The sequence below is a fragment of the Actinophytocola xinjiangensis genome, from assembly GCF_001921215.1.
GTDB lineage: Bacteria > Actinomycetota > Actinomycetes > Mycobacteriales > Pseudonocardiaceae > Actinophytocola > Actinophytocola xinjiangensis.
Genome location: NZ_MSIF01000015.1, coordinates 77,223 through 93,481, shown reverse-complemented (window position 1 = coordinate 93,481; position 16,259 = coordinate 77,223). Strand labels below are relative to the sequence as shown.

At 70.8% G+C, this 16,259-nt stretch carries 16 protein-coding genes; 9 read left to right on the top strand and 7 right to left on the bottom strand.

From position 1 onward, the window contains the following. Positions 1-88: 88 nt before the first annotated feature. The 6 genes from BLA60_RS26855 to BLA60_RS26830 all read left to right on the top strand — a co-directional run bounded on the left by BLA60_RS26855 (position 89) and on the right by BLA60_RS26830 (position 4,303). Positions 89-940, top strand: coding sequence for a M23 family metallopeptidase (locus BLA60_RS26855; protein ID WP_075135783.1), 852 nt, complete (start codon positions 89-91; stop codon positions 938-940). A gap of 61 nt (positions 941-1,001) precedes the next feature. Further along, positions 1,002-1,790 (top strand): hypothetical protein, encoded by a 789-nt coding sequence (locus BLA60_RS26850; protein ID WP_154814624.1) that lies wholly within the window; start codon positions 1,002-1,004, stop codon positions 1,788-1,790. Positions 1,791-1,838: 48 nt separating this feature from the next. After that, on the top strand, positions 1,839-2,261 hold the full coding sequence (locus BLA60_RS26845; RefSeq protein WP_084735291.1) for a YbaB/EbfC family nucleoid-associated protein: 423 nt from the start codon (positions 1,839-1,841) through the stop codon (positions 2,259-2,261). Between the two features lie 18 nt (positions 2,262-2,279). After that, positions 2,280-2,639 carry a type VII secretion target gene (locus BLA60_RS26840; protein WP_075135780.1) on the top strand — a complete coding sequence of 120 codons (360 nt, stop codon included), beginning with the start codon at positions 2,280-2,282 and terminating at the stop codon, positions 2,637-2,639. Then, positions 2,639-3,478: a WXG100 family type VII secretion target gene (locus tag BLA60_RS26835; RefSeq protein ID WP_075135779.1), complete on the top strand. Its 840-nt coding sequence runs from the start codon at positions 2,639-2,641 to the stop codon at positions 3,476-3,478. Before BLA60_RS26840 ends, BLA60_RS26835 begins: the two co-directional genes overlap by 1 nt. Before the next feature lie 45 nt (positions 3,479-3,523). After that, complete coding sequence (locus tag BLA60_RS26830) at positions 3,524-4,303, top strand: DNA polymerase beta superfamily protein (protein WP_075135778.1); 780 nt, start codon at positions 3,524-3,526, stop codon at positions 4,301-4,303. Between the two features lie 27 nt (positions 4,304-4,330). Here BLA60_RS26830 and BLA60_RS26825 read toward each other — a convergent pair whose 3' ends face one another. The 4 genes from BLA60_RS26825 to BLA60_RS26810 all read right to left on the bottom strand — a co-directional run bounded on the left by BLA60_RS26825 (position 4,331) and on the right by BLA60_RS26810 (position 7,286). Next, a complete protein-coding gene (locus BLA60_RS26825) occupies positions 4,331-5,101 on the bottom strand; it encodes an ESX secretion-associated protein EspG (protein ID WP_162293013.1) in 771 nt (256 codons plus the stop codon). Further along, entirely contained in the window at positions 5,091-5,342 is a 252-nt protein-coding gene (locus tag BLA60_RS44300) for a hypothetical protein (RefSeq protein ID WP_162293012.1), read from the bottom strand. The genes BLA60_RS26825 and BLA60_RS44300 overlap by 11 nt, the downstream gene beginning before the upstream one ends. A gap of 953 nt (positions 5,343-6,295) precedes the next feature. Further along, positions 6,296-6,910 carry a DUF3558 family protein gene (locus BLA60_RS26815; RefSeq protein WP_075135775.1) on the bottom strand — a complete coding sequence of 205 codons (615 nt, stop codon included), beginning with the start codon at positions 6,908-6,910 and terminating at the stop codon, positions 6,296-6,298. Beyond that, the gene (locus BLA60_RS26810) at positions 6,903-7,286 is read right to left on the bottom strand and encodes a hypothetical protein (protein WP_075135774.1); all 384 of its coding nucleotides are present in this window, start codon (positions 7,284-7,286) and stop codon (positions 6,903-6,905) included. Before BLA60_RS26810 ends, BLA60_RS26815 begins: the two co-directional genes overlap by 8 nt. 122 nt (positions 7,287-7,408) lie before the next feature. Here BLA60_RS26810 and BLA60_RS26805 point away from each other — a divergent pair, with 122 nt between their 5' ends. Next, a complete protein-coding gene (locus BLA60_RS26805; RefSeq protein ID WP_075135883.1) occupies positions 7,409-8,191 on the top strand; it encodes a hypothetical protein in 783 nt (260 codons plus the stop codon). 53 nt (positions 8,192-8,244) lie between these two features. Then, the gene (trxA, locus tag BLA60_RS26800) at positions 8,245-8,625 is read left to right on the top strand and encodes a thioredoxin (RefSeq protein WP_075135773.1); all 381 of its coding nucleotides are present in this window, start codon (positions 8,245-8,247) and stop codon (positions 8,623-8,625) included. 77 nt (positions 8,626-8,702) lie between these two features. Here trxA and BLA60_RS26795 read toward each other — a convergent pair whose 3' ends face one another. The 3 genes from BLA60_RS26795 to BLA60_RS26785 all read right to left on the bottom strand — a co-directional run bounded on the left by BLA60_RS26795 (position 8,703) and on the right by BLA60_RS26785 (position 15,601). Further along, a complete protein-coding gene (locus BLA60_RS26795) occupies positions 8,703-10,289 on the bottom strand; it encodes an SLC13 family permease (protein ID WP_245812165.1) in 1,587 nt (528 codons plus the stop codon). A gap of 158 nt (positions 10,290-10,447) precedes the next feature. Next, the gene (locus BLA60_RS26790) at positions 10,448-14,809 is read right to left on the bottom strand and encodes an ExeM/NucH family extracellular endonuclease (RefSeq protein ID WP_170108414.1); all 4,362 of its coding nucleotides are present in this window, start codon (positions 14,807-14,809) and stop codon (positions 10,448-10,450) included. 93 nt (positions 14,810-14,902) lie between these two features. Continuing rightward, entirely contained in the window at positions 14,903-15,601 is a 699-nt protein-coding gene (locus BLA60_RS26785; RefSeq protein WP_075135771.1) for a protein kinase domain-containing protein, read from the bottom strand. A 91-nt stretch (positions 15,602-15,692) separates the two neighbouring features. Between BLA60_RS26785 and BLA60_RS26780 the strand changes: the two genes are divergently transcribed. After that, positions 15,693-16,241 (top strand): NUDIX domain-containing protein, encoded by a 549-nt coding sequence (locus BLA60_RS26780; protein WP_075135770.1) that lies wholly within the window; start codon positions 15,693-15,695, stop codon positions 16,239-16,241. Positions 16,242-16,259 lie beyond the last annotated feature (18 nt).

The following is a 16,259-nucleotide window of genomic DNA, read 5'->3' as shown; positions in this document are numbered from 1 at the left end:
GTTGAAGAACCTTCCCGAAACCTCTATACGTCGGCGGCTCCATGTGTTCGTATGGTCACACCATGTTGGTGTGACACTTGGAGGGAAAGTGAAACGTTCACGATGGTTGGCAGCATTAGCGGGCGCGGCACTCGTCGCCACCACGGTCGTCAACGTGGTCGGCACCCCGCAGGCCAGTGCCGCGCCGGCGTTCCAGATGCCCTTCCCCTGCGGGCAGGCGTGGCAGGGGCAGACCAGGACCAACCACAGTCCGGCCAACGCGGTCGACTTCAACCGCACCAACGACGCCGGTGACCCGGTCGTCGCCTCGGCCGCCGGCACCGTGTCCCGGGTCGCCAACGAGGGCAACACCAGCTACGGCCGGTGGATCGAGATCAACCACGGCAGCGGCTGGACCAGCCGTTACGCCCACCTGTCGGTCCAGCGGGTCAGTGTCGGCCAGGCCGTGAGCCGGGGCCAGCGGATCGGCGACGTCGGCAACACCGGCGGCTCCACCGGCGCGCACCTGCACTACGAACAGCGCTCCGGCGGCTCCGCCGTCAAGATCAGGTTCAACGGGGCGCAGATCCTGTACTGGGGCAGCCGCAGCTACACCAGCCAGAACTGCGGCGGCGGGGGCAACCCCTACACCCCCACCGAGGTCTGCGGCGCCGGCTACTCGGTGATCAACTCGCACGCGCTGGGCTCCGCCGGCCGCGTCTACCTGCTCTACAAGTCCGGCGGCATGAACTGCGTGGTCACCCTCAAGTCCACCAACCTGGGCAAGGGCACGTCCATGTCGGCCTTCCTCGAACCCCAGGGCTCGGCCAGGACCACCGACTCCGGCTCGTTCTCCTACTACGCCGGACCGGTCCGCAAATCGGCCCCCTCGACCTGCGTCAAGTGGGGCGGCAAGATCGGCACCAACACCTACACCAGCCCGTTCCAGCACTGCGGATGAACCGGCTCGTGCCGGGTGGGCGACCGCCCTCCCGGCACGAACCCCCTAGGCTGCGGTGATCGTGGACCCAACGCGCGTACCGCCGGCGGTCGCGGCCAGGATGGTCGCGGCCAGAGCCCGTCTGGCCTGGGCGTTCACCTGGCTGCCCGGCGCCGTCGTGCTCGCCTGCGCCGGCATGGTCGCACTCGCGGCCCTCGACGACTTCGCCTGGTGGCAGGTACTGCCGGTGATCGGCGCCCTCGTGCCCTTCCTCGCCTGCCAAGCCGCCAACCCGCCACCGCCGCGCTGGCCGCACACCGCGTTCCTCACCGCCGCCGGCCAACTCCTGCTCGGCGCCATCCCCGCCTACGGAGTCGCCGCCGCGACCGCCGCCGGCCCGGCGCTGCCGCTGTTCCTGATCGCCTGGATCGGCCTGATCGCGTCGATCCCGCTGGCCAGAGGTGCGCTCAAGGCCCTGATGAGCCCGCTCACCCCGGACCTCGGCGCGACCCCGCTCACCCTGCGGTTCGGGGTGCGCACGGCGATCGAACGCGCCGACACGATCACCACCGGCGTCACCCTCGGACTCACCCACCTCGTCGCGCACGCCCGCCGGCACGCCGCGTACTCGCGCGGCAACCCGACCGAGATCGCCGTGCCGCTGGGCGAGATCCTCGGCGTCCGGCCGGTGGTCCTGCCGGCCATGCTGCCCTGGCTGTCCCTTTCGGACGGAACCAGGCTGCTCGCCACCGCCGGCCCGGCCGTCGAGCTGGCGACCCGCTCCGGTGAGTTCCTCATCCCCACCGACGACGCGGCGCTGCTCACCGAACTCATCGCCCGTCGATGCGCGTTCGCCGGACAGACACGGTGAGGATCTGTTAGGAACGGCTGTCGTCACCGACATCGAGAGGGGAGTGACATGGCCGGTATGGACCCGGGCCGGACCGCACGTGACCTGGAGCAGTGGGCCGCTGGACTGGAACAGCGGGCGCAACGCTTCACCGACCTGCACCAGCGGATGAACGCCCTGCGGATCACCGAGACCTCCAGCGACGGCGCGGTGCGGGTCACCGTGGACGGGAACGGGTCGCCGACCGAGCTGACGCTCACCGAACGCAGCGCCGGAGTCGAGCCCGGACAACTGTCCGCCGAGCTGATGTCCTGTCTGCACCGTGCCCAGGCCGGCCTGCGCGCCCAGGTCGAGCAGCTCACCGAGGAGACCGTCGGCGACGACGAGGCCGGCGCGGTGATCGTCGACCAGTACACGCAACGTTTTCCCGACCGAGGGGAACCGGACGACTACGAGGAACGCCGGATCGGCGACGACGTGGACGACGACTGACGAGGAGAGGAAACCCCGATGCCTGACGGCTTCTTCACCGTCGACACCGACGAGGTCCGCGCACACGCCGGCACCGTCGAGGAGTTCGGCGGCCGGGTGGACGTCGCCGCCGACGCCGGCGCCCATCTGACCACATTGGACGACGCGTACGGCCTGGCCTGCCAGCCCTTCGCCCAGATGCTCGTCGAACCCCAGGCCAAGGGGACCGAGAGCATCGCGACCGCCGCCGCCAAGCTGCACTCGTTCGCCGCCAAGCTCAACGACACCGCCACCGACTACGACGAGTGCGAGCGCCGCCTCGTCGAGGTCATGGAGGACCTGCTGGAAAGCCTGGAGGACGCCGCCGCGTCCATCCCCGACGTCGCCGGAGGTAACTGATGGGCGTGGACGCCACCACCGACAACCCGCTCGTCGAGGACGGCACCGACCTGCGCAACAACTACCTGCAGGACGCGAACCCGTTCGAGAACATGGGCGCCCCCAGCGAGAACGGCCCCGGTTTCATGGCCGGCATCACCGCGTTCGAGGCGGGCTGGGCGATCGCCGAGGGCATCGACAAGGGCGACTGGAAGATCGCGCTGTCGGGCATCGTCGCCGCCGGCCTGGACATCGCCGCGGCCGCGCTCGACCCGATCGCCTACGTCGCCGGTCAGCTGTTCTCCTGGATGCTCGAGCACATCGAGCCGGCGCGGGCCGCGCTGCACGCCCTGTCGGGCAACCCGGACATGGTGAAGTCCTACGCGCAGTCGTGGACCAACATCGAGCAGGAGATGCTGAAGGTCAGCGACGAGTACCGGGACTCGGTCACCGCCGGAACCGGCGGCTGGACCGGTGAGTCCGCCGAGGCCTACCGCAACCGGGGCGCCGAGCTGGCCGGGATCTGCGGCGGGGTCGCGGGGGCGGCGCACGGCATCGCGACCCTCACCCTCGGCATGGCCGAGGTCGTCAACGGCGTGCGCACGGCCGTGCGGGACATCCTCTCGGCCATCGCCGGGTCGCTGGTCAGCTGGGCCATCGAGATCGCGGCGTCGCTGGGCACCGCGACCCCGCTGGTCGTCGCCCAGGCGACGTCGACGATCGCGCGCGTGGTGGCGAAGGTCGCCCAGATCATGAGCAAACTGTCCACTGTGATCGGTGCGGCGATCTCGCTGCTGGTGGCCGTGCGGGACATCGTCGACGGCCTGATCCGCGCGATGAACGCGCTGGAGAACGGCTGAGGAATTCGCTTGCCGCGACAGGACTTTTCCTGGATCTTTCCCGCTGTGGACTACCAGCACAGCAGCCAGGAGAAGGCGGAGGTGGCGCGCCGGTTCACGATCCTGCGTACCCAGGTCGGTTCCGGTGTCCACGGCGTCTCGATCGACAACCAGGACGACCGCGACGAGATGGGCGTGTGCGTCGAGCCAGCGCGCTACGTCGTTGGCCTGGCGCGTTTCGAGCAGTACGAGTACCGCACCCAGCCGTTCGGTCACCGCTCCGGCCCGGGCGACCTGGACCTGATCGTGTACTCCCTGCGCAAGTGGATGCGCCTTGCCCTGCAAGGGAATCCGACGGTTCTGCTGCCGCTGTTCGTCCCCGAGCCCGAGGTGGTGTCGGCCAACGAGCACGGCCGGTACCTGCGGGCGCACCCCGAGCTGGTGCTGTCCCGCCGGGCAGGGAGCCGGTTCATCGGCTACCTGCGTTCCCAGCGGGACCAGCTGCTGGGTCTGCGCGGGCGCAAGCACACCAACCGCCCCGAGCTCGTCGAGCTGTTCGGCTTCGACACCAAGTTCGCGTACCACATGGTGCGGCTGGGGGTGCAGGGCGTGGAACTGCTGTCCACCGGCCGGGTCACCCTGCCGATGCCCGACGGGTGGCGCACCTGGCTGCGGGAGTTACGCCGCGGCGAGCACTCGAAGGAGGAGGCCCTGGCGGCCGCGGCGGACCTGGAGGCCGAACTGGAGGCGCTGCTGACCACCAGCGACCTGCCCCCGGAACCGGACCACACGGCCGCCGACACCTGGCTGGCCGAGGTCTACCTGTCCACTTGGGACGGTCGGTAGGTCCGGGGGCGTCCCGCTGGTCATCGGCTAGGGAAGGGCCTGGTCCATCCGGACCAGCTGGTGGACGAGGTCGTCGCGGGCGGCGGGCGCCACCCGGACCTGGTCGTCGTCGAGCTGGGTCAGGGAGAAACGACCCTCGGTGGTGTCGGTGTAGCGCAGCGGCCGGGGCGCGCGCCGGCGTCCTGCCCCGTCCCGCTTCGCGACGGTCAGTTCGCCGTGGCCGGTGCTGGGGAGCGTGGCCAGCCGCTTCGCGTCCCGAACGTCCGGACCGGCCGGCCGCAGCCCGACACCGGAGGCGGTGCGCTGCCGGCCGTCGCGCCGGGTCGCCCGAACCTCCGCCGCCGACACGGTGAACGAGCGGCCCCGGCCGGCCGGTATGTCCGGCGCCTGCGCCACGAGCCGCTCGGCAAGCCGCCCCGACCCGACCGAACTGAGCCGAACCACCCCGTCACCCTGCTCGACGGCCAGCACCGCCTCCTTGCCGGTCCGCGCGGCCACCACACCGACGGTCCGCCCACCGTGCGCGATCCACCCGTAGTACTCGACCTCCGGCCGACACAACACGGCCAGCGACCCGGCGACCTCCCGGTCGAGCCGCCCGTGCCGGTCACACCAGCCGAGCTCGGTGAGCAGTTCCCGCCCGCGCCGGCGCTGGTCGTCGTGGCCGTCGGGGGGCAGCCACCGCGCCGCGGGCGCCACCGTCTTGTGCAACTCACCGAGGTTCGCGTCGGCCACCACCCACGCGAGCAACGCCACCGGCACCGTGACCGGCGTGGACAACACCACGTCAGTCCTCACCAATGGTCTGCGGCGCCGTGACGACATCGGTGCCGAACAACTCGTCCGGGTCACCGCCCCGCAGCCACTCCGGCCGCTGGTGCTCCTCGTCCTCGTCGCCCTGCCCCCGGCCCGCGCCCAACGGCATCCCCGCCGCGCCGGCGCCGCCACGCCCACCGACCGCACCGGGCGTGGACCCCGCTCGCGCGGCCGGCCCAGCCGTGTCCGTCCCGAACCTGGCGCCGGGTCCACCGAGACCCACGCCACCTCTCGGCGCACCAGCGCCGGGTCCCCCGCCACCTCGCGGGCCGGACCCGGTCCCACCGCCGGACCCATTGCCGGACCAGCCGCCGCGTGGACCCGGCACACCGCCGGGTGTCCGTGCGCCTGGCAGACCACCGCGCGGTCCGAACCCGCCATCAGGCCCACTCCGCAGCGGAGGCCCGACCACGTCGTTGCCCGCCACCGGCCCGCCGGCAGGCACCACCGGCCCCCGCCCCGGCGGCCCACCCTCCACCGGAACCCCCGGCACGAACGCCTCCGGCGACGTACTCGCCGCCGGCTCCGCATTCCCACCGCCAGCCCCGGAACCCCGAGCGGTCACCCGATCGGCCCGGTCACCTGAATCGGAATCCGACGGGTAGGCAGTGTCGAACGCGCCCTCGGCGGACCCGGTCGGACGCTGCCCGTCGTCAACGCCGATCTCCACGTTGTCGTCGGACAACTGCCCGAAGCTGGTCGGCAGATTCACGGTGTTGTACTGGGATGCCCCCGAGTACCCGTTCATCACGTCAACATTGTTCTGAGCCACCGCATTACGGTCGTCGATCTGCCGTTCGTACTCGGCCACGGCGCCGACGTTGATGAACGTCACCACCGGATTGGCCAACTCAGGCTCCGGCGGCGGCGGAGCCACTCGCGTCCTTGCCTCGCTGAACGACCCAGCCTGCCGTTCGGTCAGGAGCTGTGCCGTCGTCAGCGCCGTACTCGACAGGTCGTGCTCGACCGCCAGTGGTCCCGCTCCAGTTGACGCGGCGTCGGCGGCGTTCCCCTGCCAGCTCGACTCCATCTCAGCTACCAGCGCTCGGATCCGTGCGGACCGTTCCTGGTAGGTGCTGACGACCATCTCCAGGATTTCCGCACTGCCGGAGAGTCCGTCCGGTCCCCGGCCCTCGCTGAAGTTCCGGTAGATGGCATCGCTGTTCATGCCGAACATCAGCGTCCCCCTCGGATGGTCGCCAGCGCCGCCGCCGCGACCTGTTTCGCTCGCTCGCACGCCCCCCGTGCGTCCAGGTCAGTGTTCGCGGTGGCGCGAAAAGCCATGTCGTCGGCCACGCCGACCACGATGTTGCAGGTGCCGGTCGGCCGCCGGTCGAGGCGCTCGGTGAACACGGCCGGATAGTCGTCCACCGTGGTGGGTTCGAAATAGTCGAATTCGCGTTGGGCACGGTAGTTGTCCGACAGGCCGCCCTTGTTCGATGTGAGGAAACCGATGGTGACCGCATCGCTGGTGGTGCTGGACGACCATGAGCAGAAGGGTCCGGCGTTCTCAGCGATGGCGCCGGTGGTCTCCGGAGTTCCGGATCCGGGGATGTCGAGGGTGGTGAGCTGATCGGTTGTCAGAGTCTCGCACGGCTCGGTGAGATAGCGGCTGACGTCGAGCGGATCGACCACTCGCGGCGCCTCGTCCGCAAAACTCGTCGAGGTGTCGGCGCCACCGGTGGGAACCGGCGAGCCACCCGCCTCGGAGGAACAACCGCTTGCCACCAGCGCGACGAGCAGGGTGGTGGTGGCTGCGGCACGGATCAGCGGGGCGCGATGGTCAGTCAACGTGAATACCTCGGAGCTGGGACGCGTTGTCTTCTTCGGTGGTTGTGTAGTCGCGCATCGCCGCGCTCAGCTTCTTTCGATAGGAATCGACGTATCGGAGCATCGCGTCGTTGTGCCCAATGGCCTTCGTCAGAGACTCGGCCAAGGTTGCCGCTTGGAACCGGCTCATGAGATCGTCCGCCGGCGGGGCGGCCATGTTCAGTGCCTGTTCAAGTCTCGGTCTGTCCGCGATGATCCCCGCGCGGATCGCGTCCCATTTGGCGGCGATCTCCGTGAGTGCGTCAAGCGAGGCGAAAACGTACCTGCCGTCGGCGCCCCCGCCGCCGCTACCAGTGATCACATGGCCGGCCTCGCCCAACGGGCCGTCGTCGCGCATTGTTGCCTCCCCAGGTCGGCGACCATTCTACTGTTCGTGTCCAGCGGGACACGCAGTGCTATTGGTGAGGACTGGTGATTCTCGCGATTGTGCGGGGGTGGTGGGCGGTCGAGGGTGGGGTGATGGACACGCCCGAGGTGCGGATTTACGACATCATGGCCTGCGACGTCTACTGGGACTTCGCCGGTTCGCTGCCGCGTGAGCAGCACAAGTTCCTGGTTTCGCTGTATCCGACGCCGGGGGCCAAGGCGCCGGACCTGATCGAGCGGATCACCGCGCGGGGGCCGGACGGTTATCAGGTCGAGTTCGTCAACCAGGAGTTCCATCGGGGGAATCTGAACGGGTGGATCTACGACCGGACGGTCGACGCCTACTGGTACATGGTCAATCTGGCCACCGGGTTCCTCGCGCCGGGTGAGTACACGATCGAGATCGAGGGGCGGGACGGGCGGCTGGTCAGTGCGTCGCGGGTCCAGGACGGGGAGCGGTCGGCGGCGTTGGTGGCCAGTTATCTCACTCACCGTGAGGTTCTGGCGCGCTCGTTCTTCCCCAGTCGGGTGACGCCGGCGTTGGCGAAGGGGGTGTCGCTGGATCGGATCGTCGCCGGGCAGCGCACGCTCAAGGAGCTTGACGGGACCGACGCCTACTACATCCACCGGCTCGCGGAGTGTTCCACGCCGGCCGGGTTCGACACGCAGAACCTCGTCTGGTGGGACAACATCTTCGTGCAGCGTGACGTGGGCGGGAACCGGTGGGCGGGGTTGAACCGAGGAAAAGTCACGATCCGGGCCGAGTTGGCGGCCGGTCGCGACTACGGCTACTTCGTCGAGATCACCGACGCGAACGCGCAGAACGAGACCAACATCTGCGTCTTCCAGCCGCACCAGTTCTTCCGCACACCCTGAACGGAACACCCCGGGCCGCCTGGGCGTTGGACTGGGTGACCAAGGGAGGACAGATGGCGACGGTTGAGCTGACCGCGGACAACTTCAACGAGGTGGTGAGCGCCGAAGGCACGGTGCTCATCGACTTCTGGGCGGCGTGGTGTGGCCCCTGCCGTGGCTTCGCACCGGTGTTCGAGAAGGCGTCGGAGGAGCACGGGGACATCACCTTCGGCAAGGTCGACACCGAGGACCAGACCGAGATCGCGCAGGCGTTCGGTATCTCCTCGATCCCCACGGTGATGGCCGTGCGTGACGGTGTCGTGCTCTACGCGCAGCCCGGTGCCCTGCCGGCGCCCGCGCTGGCCGAACTGATCGGCAAGGTGCGCGAGGTCGACATGGACGAGGTCCGGGCGACGATCAAGGAACAGCAGGCCGGCGAACAGCAGAGCGGCTGACGGATCGCGCGGCGTGCCCGGCCAGCGATGCGACGGTCGCGACCGGCGGGGGGCCGGCGGTCGCGACCGTCGACGGGTCAGCCGCCGATGCCGATGGCGGCGACCATGACCGGGATCCCGACCATGATCAGGATGGCGCCGAGGACGTCGAACGACACGCCGGAGCGGATCATCGTGGTGATCGGGACCGCGCCGGAGCCGTAGACGACCGCGTTCTGCGGGGTCGACACCGGCAGCATGAAACCGAACGACGCGGCGAAGGTGGCCGCCAGTGCCGGCACGAACGGGTCGACCCCGGCGGCGACCGCCACCGGGATCACGATCGGCACCACCACCGACGCCGAGGCCGTGTTGCTCGTCGTCTCCGACACGATGATCGCCAGCAGTACGGCGAAGATCGTGATCGTGACCCCGCTGGACAGGCCGAGGCCGTCGGACGCCGAGTTGCCGATGGTCTTGGCGAGGCCGGTCGCGGCCAGCAGCGAGCCGAAGATGATGCCCGTGCCGAACAGCACGATCGTGCCCCAGTCGATCTCCGCCGCGTCCCGCCAGCGCAGGGTGAACTCGCGCGTGGGCCAGTCGACCGGCAGCAGGTACAGCAGGCTCGCGCCGAGCACCGCGACGATGCCCTCGTCGAGCCGGTCGGAGATCTCCGTGTAGATCGCCGACTCGGTGCCGGCGACCAGCGCGATCACACCCGGGAAGATCCACAGCGTGACGGTGATGCCGAACGCGATCAGCGTGTTCTTCTCCGCCCGCGACAGCGGACCCATCTGCGCGCGCTGCTCGGCCACGTACTCGGCGACGCCCTCGATGCGTTTGATCTCCGGGCGGTTCAACAGCAACAGCACCACGGCCAGGATCACGAACATCACCGCGCACACCGGCAGCGCCATGCCCATCCACGCGGCGAACGAGATCCGCTCGCCGGTGGCCTCCTCGATCAGCCCCCGGCCGATCAGGTTCGGCGGGCTGCCCACCGGGGTCAGCAGGCCGCCGACGCTCGCGCCGTAGGCCAGCATCAGCATGATCGCCGCGCCGACGCGCAGCCGCAGCGGGTCGAAGTCGGCGGCGACCAGGCCGCGTTCCTGGAGCAGTTTCGCGATCACCGACAGGATGCCCAGTGCCGTGGGCAGCAGCATCGCCACGGTCGCGGTGTTCGACACGAACGCCGACAGCACGCACGTGATCAGGCCGAACGCGACGATCACGCCGGTGGTGGAGCGGCCGAGGCGGGGCATCGCCAGGATGCGGAACGCGAACCGTCGCGCCACACCGTGTTTGAGCATCGCCTGCGCCAGGATGAACGCGCCGATGAACGTGAACACCGTCGACGAGCCGAACGGTCCGAGCGCGTCGTCGGGCGGCACCACGCCCAGCACCACGATCGCCGCGACGCCGATCAGGCCGCCGATGGGGATCGGCACCGCCTCGGTGACCCACAGGATGATCACGCCGAGCAGCACGCCGGCCAGCGTCTGCTGGTTGTCCGGCATGTCCAGGGGTAACAGCAGGAACACGACCGACACCAGCGGTGCCAGCCACAGGCCCACCGTGCGGCGGGCCTTCTCGAACTTCTCCTCGCCGGGCGACAGGCGCTGTTCGCCCAGGCTGCGATAGGTGGCGTGGCCCAACAGGGCCTTGTCCACATCAGTCCGCCTCACTGACTCTTCCGACACCGTGCCCTCCACCGGATCGAACTTGATCACGCGGAATGAGTGCATCTTCGCACGGAGTCACGTGGTGCGGGTCACAGAAATGCGACGGCCCGCCCGGCGAGGGGCCGGGCGGGCCGTCTGGTCAGGCGACGATCACACGACGATCACAGCTGTCGGCACTGGCCGCTCACCGCGCCGCGCACGGTGTTCGGCCGGCCGTCGTCGGTCGGCGCCGGGTCGTTGTTCTGGCAGCTCAGGACACCCACGATGCGGTTGCCGGCGACCACCGAACCGCCGCGGTTGCCGGTCAGCGTGACCGGTCCGGTGACCGTCGCGCCGTCCAGGCGCACCGCGCCCAGGTTCCCGCGCAGCGCCACGGTGCCGGTGATGCCGGCGCCCTCGACGGTGACCTCGCCGGTCGACCCGGTGATCGACACGACGCCCAACAGGTCCGTGCCGGACACCGACACGTCGCCGGCGCCCGAGGCGGTCAGCGTGCCCAGGATCGTGCCGTCGGTGGCGGACAGCGACCCGCCGCCGCGCACGGTCACCGAGCCGAGGACCACCGCGTCCTCCAGGCAGGTCTGCCCGCTGGTGACCTCGACCTTCCACAGCCGCAGGCCGGTGATGGTCTCGGTGCACTCCGGCTCCGGCGCGCCGATCGTCGCCCGGGACTCCGGGTCGGCGGTGACCGGCGAGTTCGCCGCCAGGTAGGCGGTGAGCATCGTCAGGTCGTTGTCGCCGGTGGTGGCCCGGTCGGTGCCCTCGGCCAGGGTGAAGAAGTTGTCGCCACCGGAAGCCAGGAACGAGTTCACCGTGACCCGGTAGGTCGCGGCCGGGTCGATCGACTCGCCGTTCAACGTCATCGACGTGATCCGCTCACCGGCCGGGTTGTCCGGCAGGTAGGTGTAGGCGAAGCCCTTCGACACGCCGAGGTGCAGCTTGGGCCGGGACGCGCCGGCCGGCTGCCACTGCTCCTCCAGCACCTGCTTGAGCTGCGCACCCGTGTAGGAGGCGGTCACCACGTCGTTGGCGAAGGGCTGCACCGAGAACGCCTCGGCGTAGGTGACCACGCCGTCGGGCGCGTGCGTCAGGTCGGCCCGCAGCCCGCCCGGGTTCATCAGCGCGATCTGCGCGCCGCCCCGGCCTTCCTCGGCGGTGCCGGCCAGCTGCACGTCGGCGACGAAGTTGCCCAGCGTGGACTCGGCGCCCCGGTCCTCGGTGCCGTCGGCGCCCCGCGCGCGGGTGACGTCGGCGGTGATCGAGCCCAGCGGGCGCTGGCCGAGCACGTCGGCGTTGGCCTTGGCGTCGGCGACCAGCTGCGCGACCGCCGGGTCGGGGGTGCCGCCGACGACGTCGAGCAGCTCAGCGCCGGAAGCCACGATCTCGCCGCCGTCGACGGTCAGCGTCGCCTTGCCCAGCTTGCGCCCGTACTCCTGGGCCTGGATGACCGGCCGCAGCCGCTCGCTGCCGGGGATGGGCGCGGTGAACGCGTAGGGCTGGTGGGTGTGCCCGGACATCAGCACGTCGACGTTGGCGCTCAGGTCCATGAACTCGCCGAACACCGGGTCGGCCCGCAGGTCCTCGACCGAGCCGATGTTCTCCGTCGCGGCGCCCTCGTGGGCGAGCAGCACCACCACGTCGGCCTCGCCGTTGGCCTCGTCGCCGTCCTTGAGCTGGCCGGCGACCAGTTCGGCCTCGGCGACCGGGTCGCGGAAGGTGAGCCCGGCGATGCCGTCCGGGCTGACCAGCGACGCGGTCTGCTCGGTGACCACCCCGACGATGCCGACCCGCACGCCGCCCACGGTCTTGACCTCGTGGGCGGGAAGGGCGCGCTCGTCGCCCCGGTAGACGTTGGCGCCCAGGTAGCTGAACTCGGCGCGCGGGATGACCCGGTCGGTCAGGTCGGTCATGCCCTTGTCGAACTCGTGGTTGCCGACCGCGGCCGCGTCGACGCCGATCAGGTTCAGTGCGTCGAGCGTCGGGTTGTCGTCGTCGATCGCCGAGACGAACGTCGACGCGCCGATGTTGTCGCCGCCGGAGAGGAACAGCGTGTTCGGGTTGGCCGCCCGCTGGGCGTTGACGAACCCGGCCAGCTGGGCGGCGCCGCCGATCTCGGCGCCGTTGTCGTCGGTGCCCAGCGATTCGAGCCGGCCGTGGAAGTCGTTGATGCTCAACAGGTTCAGCTCGACCGGGCCGGCGGAGCCGGTGGACAGGCCGACGACGATCGGGTTGTGGTCACTGGCCCGGTACGGGTCCTCGGCGTAGAAGGCGGGCAGGCCGTCGTACTGGAACGCGTAGGACTCGTGCGAGTTGATCTGCCACACGTCCACGCCGGTGACCCGCCCGGCCAGCGACGGCGAGGCGACCGCGTGGTCCAGCGAGCCGGACTCGCCGCCGAACACGTAGCTCGACTTGCCGGTGTCGTTGAGGTCCACGTAGGACGCGTCGTAGAGGACCGCCATCGGGTCCTCCTGGGTGTAGGCGTTGAAGTCGCCCAGCAGCAGCACGTCCTCGCTGCCGCTGTCGGCCTTCAGACCGTCCACGAACGACACCAGCGAGCGGGCCTGGCGGACCCGGTCGCCGTTGAACGCGCCCTGGCCGTCGCCGGCGTCGGCGTTGTCGCCGGTCGCCGAGTCCGAGCTGGACTTGGACTTGAGGTGGTTGACGACCACGGTGAACGTCGCGTCGCCCGAGGTGAAGGTCTGGGCGATCGGCTCGCGCGCGTTGAACCACACGGTCTCGTCGTTGATCGAGCGGGACTCGCCCTTCGGGGTCACCGCCGCCGGCTTGAAGATGATGGCCGTGGTGATGAAGTCCTGCTGGGCTGCCCCGGGCAGCTCGGTCGGGGTGCGCACGTAGTCCCAGGTCCCGGCGCCCTGCGCGGCGTTGAGCGCCTCGACCAGCCGGCGCAGCGCCAGCTGCGGGTCGTTGTCCTCGAAGCGCACGGAGTTCTCGATCTCCTCCAGCGCCACCACGTCCGCGTCCAGCGCGCCGATCGCCGAGACGATCTTGGCCTGCTGTTTGGCCAGCCCGGCCTCGTCGTCGGCGCCGCGCGCGTCGCCGCCGAAGTGCACGAAGTAGTTGAGCACGTTGAAGCTGGCCAGCCTGATGTCGCCGCCGACGGCCTCGGGGCCCGGGGTGCGCGGGTTGGTGGACTTGAACGTGGTCCGGTCGATCGCCGGGGTGGTGGCGGTCACCGGGGTGGCGGGTTGCAGGCGCCACTCGTCGAACCCGTAGGACAGCACCGACGGGCCGAACGCCTCGACGCTGTCCCCGACGCGCAGCGGCGCGTCCGGGTAGACGTAGGGCGGGGCCTCGCCGGCATTGGACAGGTTGGTGGTGCGGCCGTCGTCGACCAGCACCCGGCCCAGCGTGTTGGCCGTCGCGGCGGCCTTCGCCTCCGGCGTGCCGGGGCGGTGCAGGTCGGTGGGGATCCGCGCGGCCTCGGTGCCGGCGGCCAGCACGACCTCGCCGAAGCGGTTGGTGTTGTAGACCTCGGAGACGGTGAAGTCGCCGACCGGGGCCACCACCATCGACTCGACCGACTCGCGCGCGGCCGCGTCGGCCGGCAGGGCCAGCGGGACCACGGCCGGCAGCGGCGCGTCGTTGGCGCACACCTGCACGTCGGCGCGGGCGCCGATGGTGATCTGGGTGAGGCCGAAGTACTCGCTGACCGTGCCGCGCACCCGCACCTGGTCGCCGACGGCGACACCGGGGTGGTTGGCGGAGTTGGTGGTCAGGTACACGAACACCGCGTCGGAGGCGACCCCGGCCTCGGGCGCGCGGTCGCCGGAGCCGGCGGTCTGCACGTAGACGCCGTTGTAGCCGCCGGTGCGGTGGTCGGCGGTGACGACACCCTCGACGACGACCTGCGAGCCGGCCAGCGGCGAGGCGTCGCCGGTGCCCTGCACCTCGGCGATCGTGTTGGTGACGGTGAGGTCGCAGCCGACCGGGTCGGGGCCGGGGTCCTCACCGGGGGTGTTGCGGGCGCCGAAGGAGTTCGGCGCGGGCGCCTGCCAGACACCGTCGACCTTCTGCAGCGAGTGGCCGACGGGCGTGGTGGACGCCTCGGCGACGCCGAGGTCGGTGGCGGTCGTGCCGGCGGCCGGGCCGTTCGACGCGGCCAGCTGGCCCTCGTAGGACAGGAACTCCGCGACCGTCCCGTCCGGACGGACGAGCGCGACGGCGTCCGGTGAGCCGTTCTGGATGCCGTCGGTCGGGTAGGTGGCGACCGTGACGCCGGTGTCGTCGACGGCGCCGGACAGCGTGCGGGTGTCATACACCGCGCCGCCGTTGCCGTTGTAGAGCGCAAGTTGCCAGCCGGTGAGGTCGAACCCGGTGGGGGCCTCGACCTCGATCGCCTCACCGGTGTCGGTGCCGACGTTGTCGTAGTGCAGTTCGCTGATGCTCGGCGCGGTCGGTTCCTCGGCGAGCGCCGCCGGGCCACCGGCCATGGTGGCCGCGGTCGCGGCGGCGACGACTAACGATGGGCCGACGACTCGTAGCCGGCGTGTACTTGGCATTCTGGCGGGCCTCCCGTGGGCGGTGCGAACCTGCCGGAGCCTAAGTTCGTTTGGTGTCCGGAAAAATGCGCGCAGATGTACGTAACGCGATCGTTAAGAGCAGTGGACACTGACTGGAACCGCCTGGTCACCGGGCGAGTCCGGGTGGCGCGAATGGAGCAGTTGTGACCACACCTGCCGGGTGCCCGGCCGGTCGAACGGGTCGCGGGCCCGCAGCGCCCGGCCGAGCCGTCCGGCGGCGCCGCGGCGGCCGGCGAGTGCGCCCAGCAGCACCCCGAGCGCGTGCGCGTCGGTGGCCGGCGTGGGGGCGCCGCCGGCCAGCAGTTCGGGCGCCGGCGGGGCGAGCACCGCGCCGGCACCCAGCGAGGCGAGCGCGAAGTCGGTCAGCACGACCCGGTCCGGGGTGACGATCACGTTGCCGGCGTTGAGGTTGCGGTGCAGCAGCCCGGTCTCGTGCAGCGCGGCCAGGCCGGCGGCGACCCCCGCACCGATCCGCGCCGCCTCCCCGGGGCCGGGCCGGCCGACCCGCAACCGTTGGCGCACGGTCGGACCAGGCACGATCTCGCTCACCACGGCCAACAGGTCGCCGTCCTCGACGAGGTCGAGCACACCGGCCAGGTGCCGGTCGCGCAGCCCGGTCAGCCGGGCGGGCGGGGCCAGCCAGGCATCGGGGAGCAGGCGCAGCGCCACCGGGATTCCGAGGTCCCGGTCGCGGGCGACGAACGTCTCGCCGAGGCGGTCACGCCACACCGGGTGCAGGAGTTGGTAGCGTCCGCCGACGCGACGTCGCATGCCGTCATGGTGGCCGGCGGAGGTGGACCAGCGGTGTATCGCGAGTGGATGAGCGGCCCGGTTCCCCCTGCCGCCACCGTAAAGTCAGTTCGTGGTTGAGCCCCGCTGGTCGAGGTTGTCCACGACGGTGGTGTTCACCTCGCCGTGGCTGGAGGTGCGCCGCGACGACGCGCTGCGCCCCGACGGCTCCCGCACGGTCTACGACCACGTCGTCGCCCCCGCGTCGGTGACCGTGCTGGCGCTCGACGGCGGCGGGCAGGTCGCGGTGACCCGGCAGTGGATCTACGCGCACGGGCAGAGCCAGTGGCGGCTGCCCGGCGGCGGCGTCGACCGGCGCGACCGCGACCCGCTGGCCGCCGCGCGGCGCGAACTGCGCGAGGAGACCGGGTTACGCGCGGTGCGCTGGACCAGGCTGGGCACGATCCACTGCGCGGACTCGTTCACCAACCACCGCGACCACGCGTTCGTCGCCACCGGGCTGATCGCCGGCCGGCAGAGCCTGGAACCCGGCGAGTCCGACCTGTCGGTGCACTGGCTGGCCTACGACGAGGTGCTGGCACTGGTCCTGGGCGGGGAGCTGCCGCACGCGGGCAGTGCGTTCGCCGTCCTGTCCGCGCGGGTGCGCGGCCTCGGCCGCTGAACGCGTTTCCTGTTTCTC